2 protein-coding genes and 5 tRNA genes are annotated in these 4,859 nt (G+C 43.4%); 5 read left to right on the forward strand and 2 right to left on the reverse strand.

Annotated elements, in window-relative coordinates; genetic code table 11:
- Positions 1-88 precede the first annotated feature (88 nt).
- Together ACFI6J_RS21290 and gltX are read right to left on the reverse strand one after the other, a co-directional pair.
- Positions 89-164: transfer RNA gene (locus ACFI6J_RS21290), tRNA-Ala, on the reverse strand.
- Between the two features lie 85 nt (positions 165-249).
- Positions 250-1,659, reverse strand: a complete 1,410-nt coding sequence (gene gltX, locus ACFI6J_RS21295) for a glutamate--tRNA ligase (RefSeq protein WP_342290573.1) — start codon at positions 1,657-1,659, stop codon at positions 250-252.
- 889 nt (positions 1,660-2,548) lie between these two features.
- Between gltX and ACFI6J_RS21300 the strand changes: the two genes are divergently transcribed.
- The 5 genes from ACFI6J_RS21300 to ACFI6J_RS21320 all read left to right on the forward strand — a co-directional run bounded on the left by ACFI6J_RS21300 (position 2,549) and on the right by ACFI6J_RS21320 (position 4,832).
- Positions 2,549-2,624, forward strand: a tRNA-Val gene (locus tag ACFI6J_RS21300).
- 38 nt (positions 2,625-2,662) lie between these two features.
- Positions 2,663-2,738 (forward strand) — tRNA-Val (locus ACFI6J_RS21305).
- A 37-nt stretch (positions 2,739-2,775) separates the two neighbouring features.
- Positions 2,776-2,851 (forward strand) — tRNA-Val (locus ACFI6J_RS21310).
- A 37-nt stretch (positions 2,852-2,888) separates the two neighbouring features.
- Positions 2,889-2,964: transfer RNA gene (locus ACFI6J_RS21315), tRNA-Val, on the forward strand.
- Positions 2,965-3,209: 245 nt separating this feature from the next.
- Complete coding sequence (locus ACFI6J_RS21320) at positions 3,210-4,832, forward strand: response regulator (protein ID WP_075176256.1); 1,623 nt, start codon at positions 3,210-3,212, stop codon at positions 4,830-4,832.
- The last annotated feature ends 27 nt before the right edge of the window (positions 4,833-4,859 follow it).

Genomic DNA, 4,859 nt, shown 5'->3' on the forward strand with positions numbered 1-4,859 from the left:
TTCTTTCTTCGAAACTAAGTTTTCGAATTTTCAGTCCGAAGCTGCGTTAACAACTTCAGCCTATATCAAACCACATCTCAATGTGACTTGGTGGAGCCAGGCGGGATCGAACCGCCGACCTCCTGCATGCCATGCAGGCGCTCTCCCAGCTGAGCTATGGCCCCATCATGGTACCAGTCATTTTGTGTGACTGTTCCGTGACAGCGGGGCGCATTCTAGGCATCCCCCCCTGTCATGTCAACGCTTTTTTTATGAATTTTCTCTGTTTGCTATAAAAGTAAGCGCTTTGTCGATTCTCTCGCCAATTTTCTCTTTTGAGATAAGATTCAACGTGATATCTAACGACGGTGAATTACCACCACCTGTCACAGCTACACGTAGCGGCATACCTACTTTCCCCATGCCCACTTCCAATTCTTCGGCTGTACTATTTATAGCAGCCTGAATATTTTCTGGGTTCCACTCTTCAATTGCCATTAATTTATCTTTAGCAAGCTCTAATGGGCCGCGAGCGACTGGGCGAAGGTGTTTTTTTGCTGCGTTCACATCAAAATCTTCATAGTCTTGATAAAAGTACGTAGAAATCTCAGCTAACTCTTTTAGCGTTTTTACTCTATCGGCCTGAATAGCAATTATAGATTCAAGCGCTGGGCCTGTCGTTAAATCAACATTCAACTCTTCAAAGTGCCATTTAGCGTGTGACGCAACTTCACTTGCTGGTAATGTCTTAATGTAGTGTTGATTCAACCAGATTAGCTTTTCTGTGTTAAATGCCGATGCAGATTGCCCAATGGCATCTAAGCTGAATTTCTCAATCATTTCATCAACTGAGAAAATTTCTTGATCGCCGTGAGACCACCCCAACCTAACAAGGTAATTAAGCACAGCTTGCGGTAGGAAACCATCATCGCGATATTGCATCACGCTTACAGCGCCATGACGCTTAGATAACTTCTTGCCGTCATCACCCAAAATCATAGAAACGTGAGCATATTCTGGAACAGGTGCACCAAGCGCTTCAAGAATATTGATTTGACGTGGCGTGTTATTAATATGGTCTTCACCACGAACTACGTGAGTAATACCCATATCCCAATCATCAACAACTACACAGAAGTTATATGTAGGGGTACCGTCAGAGCGCTGAATAATAAGATCGTCTAGCTCAGTATTGCTAATCTCGATTTTTCCACGCACGTGATCATTAATTACCACTTTGCCTTCTAGAGGGTTTTTGAAGCGGATAACAAAAGGCTGACCTTCTGGGTGATCCGTTCTGTCTCTCCACGTACCAGGGTAGCGAGGCTTCTCACCACGTTCTTTTTGCCCTTCACGAATCGCATCTAACTCTTCAGAGCTCATAAAGCATTTATACGCTTTACCTTCATCCAAAAGCTGCTGAATAAGTTCTTTATATCTATCGAACCGCTCAGTCTGATAGATTGGACCCGTATCCCACGTTAAACCTAACCATTGCATTCCGTCTAGAATGGCCTGCTTTGCTTCTTCAGTTGAACGCTCGATATCTGTATCTTCAATACGAAGAACAAACTCGCCGCCTTTGCTTTTAGCAAGAAGCCAAGAATAAAGCGCAGTTCGTGCGCCGCCAACGTGAAGATAGCCTGTTGGGCTGGGTGCAAATCGTGTAACAACCGACATGGTCACTCTCTATTGTTAATGTATTTCTAAAGTTGGGCGCATTCTACCAGTGTAAGCGCGACTTCAAAAGTAAGATAAGAATAGAAGGAAAAAGAAATCCCTTGAAGTAGTTTAGATGGTACGAAGAAAGTGAGCTATAAAGTGGACAGACACTTATTGTTGAAGCCCACTTTTTCAAAATTCATTTCTTACTGAAGTGGACACACACTCAAAAAAGTCCAACGATCAGAGAGTGACAGAACCGATAATAGCTTCAAAAAGTAAGTGGGTGTCCGAAAAGACCAGGTACTTTAAATAAAAAGATTCTGCACGCACTTTATCAGGTTTACGTGAGTGTCTGTCCTTTCTCCTTCTCTCCTTTGTTTTTTCGTTGCGTGTTTTTTAAGTGACTGTCCACTTGGTAATTCAATTGATATTTCAAGAATAAAGTAAGCGCCACTTTTATTTGGTTAGGTTTACTAGCGTTAAGCTACGAAAAAATAAGTGGGTGTCCACTTTGCCCTTGTTTGCCACTTCTTCTTTTAAAAAATGAATGTGTGTCCATTGTGCGAGGCCCCATTGTGCGAGGCCAATTTAATTATATGTTTGTGGTAAATAAGTGACTGTCCACTTCAATTCCAGCCAACCTCTATTTCAACTCTTAGTAAGAAGCGAGTGTCTGTCCACCCAAGCTCCAGCTTTTTCGTGTAAACCCACGCTGCAGTTTTTGTTTATCAATGAATTCAGAATGCGATTAAAAACGCTGTTCTTTTCATCAATTTAGTTAAGATGCAGCCAGAGTGTCTAAAATTCGGGCACACAGTCATTTTTCTTTAATTTTATTGTTGACACTAACGGAACCGACTCTATAATACCGCCCCACTTGCTTAGGCAAGCTTTAAAGAAATATGGACGCTTAGCTCAGTTGGGAGAGCATCGCCCTTACAAGGCGAGGGTCACTGGTTCAAGCCCAGTAGCGTCCACCACTTCTTCACCGTGGTTAAACAGTGAAATCAAAAAATATGGACGCTTAGCTCAGTTGGGAGAGCATCGCCCTTACAAGGCGAGGGTCACTGGTTCAAGCCCAGTAGCGTCCACCACTTCCTCACCGTGGTTAAACAGTGAAATCAAAAATACGGACGCTTAGCTCAGTTGGGAGAGCATCGCCCTTACAAGGCGAGGGTCACTGGTTCAAGCCCAGTAGCGTCCACCACTTCCTCACCGTGGTTAAATAGTGAAATCAAAAATACGGACGCTTAGCTCAGTTGGGAGAGCATCGCCCTTACAAGGCGAGGGTCACTGGTTCAAGCCCAGTAGCGTCCACCATCCCTCTCAATATATCTCAATCTTCAGAAACACAACAATCTAACTCTGTCTTAGTCGTTGTCACGTTAAAGCATTTTGGCTACTCCTACACCAAATCCAGCAATCATTATCAATAACCAGTACTGAAATTCAGCTACGAGCAGCTTCCATTATGCGATAGTCTCCATAAGAACTATACTTAAGGTGTACTTACCGTGATATGGTAAGAAAAATAAGGGTTCTCATGTTTCAGAGGCTACTAATTGATGAAACTACACTTAGCTAGAAATACTAAGTTGTTAATTGCTGAAGACCAGGTGCTGGCGAAAAGCCATATGCACTACGCACTTGAGCAGTTAGGTTTCAAGAACATGAACTATGTTGATAGGCCCTCTCATGCCCTTTCGGCACTGCAAGAACATGATTATGACGCCATTATCTGCTCTTATAATTTGCGCTCTGAACAAGGCGGTTATTTTTTACTTGAGCAACTAAACGAAACTCAATCACTACCCCTCACAAGCGCATTCATCTTCACCAGTGCAGATACCTCAGCAGAAGTCGTACACGCCATCATAGAGTTACAGCCGGATGAATTTATCGCTAAGCCCTTTTCGGTTAACGAGTTAGACAGGCGACTTTCCAGGGTTTTATCAAGGAAAAAAGCGCTAAAGAATATCTATTCATTCATGGATAAAAAGGACTACGAAAAAGCCCTGGCCGAGGTTGAGTTCTTTCTATTGCAGCCTGAGCAAGCCGAACACTTTCCGCTAGCGATGAAGATTAAAGGCGATTTGTTGATTATCACAGAAAGGTTTCAAGAAGCCGTAGCCTTCTTTGAATCGATAATTAACGTTCAAGATTTTAGTTGGGCAAAAATGGGGATCGCGAAGAGTCTGTTGGCACTCAATGAATTGGACGATGCCGAAAGAGAAGTTATCCAGTTAGCAATGCGACCTGACTCTGCGCTTGAGGCCTATGACTTACTCGCCAAACTGCAAATTAAGCAGTCAGCTTTTGACGAAGCGCTGGAGTGTACATCGCTGGCGTGCAATATCTCACCTCAAAACATTGCTAGACATAAGTTAGCGATAAATTTGGCGCGGATCACTCATGATTACGAAAGTCAGTTTAACAGCGCTAAAAAGGTGGTCCGCTACGCGAAAGACTCTATCCATGACAAGCCAGATATTTATTTAACTGCCGCAAGAGCGGGTGTTGATTTTGCTATGACATCTGAGCCCGAACACGTAAACAGCATAGTTAAACAAACTAATGAGTATTTGCGACAGTTGAAAAAGGCTCACCCGAAAGCAGCCTTAAACGATGAGCTGACGGTGATTGACGCGCGTCTTCATTATTTGAAAGACGACACAGTGAAAGCACAAATGCTGTTGTCAGATTTTCACACAGATCATGCCCAACACCACTCCACAGAAGCCTTGCTTGATAGAGCCAAAGCCCTTCATGAAGTAGGAATGAAGAAAGAGTCCCTTGCGATTTTAGACGCCATTTCCTCAAGGCAGGATGAGGAGAACGATGAATTAAACCTCATGGCCACCTATTTAAAACAAGAGAAAGAAGAAAAAGAAGCGATTACGCTAAGCCCTAAAATACTTAACAACACCGCCGTTGCACAGTATAAACGGGGTAATTTAGAGCAGTCTTACACAACATTTGCTCAAGCGTTCCGCGTCATGCCTAAAAATCCCTCTATTGCGCTTAACTACCTTCAAGCAATAGTAAGGGCCCGAAAAGCTAACGCGCCTATGCTTCCCGACACCCTTTCGGCCATCAAAAAATGTAGAGAAACACTCGAGTCGGCAGCTTTGTCAGAAGACCAGTATTCTCGCTACGAGAACGTGAAAAGCATTCTAAAGAGCGAATGATAACGTCAGTCATTCCCCTCGCCCTTC

It is taken from the genome of Alteromonas sp. G4i13 (assembly GCF_054960505.1).

Excerpts from the sequence above, each read along its gene's own strand:
- gltX (WP_342290573.1), bottom strand. The coding sequence starts at position 1,659 with ATGTCGGTTGTTACACGATTTGCACCCAGCCCAACAGGCTATCTTCAC.
- ACFI6J_RS21320 (WP_075176256.1), top strand. The coding sequence starts at position 3,210 with ATGAAACTACACTTAGCTAGAAATACTAAGTTGTTAATTGCTGAAGAC.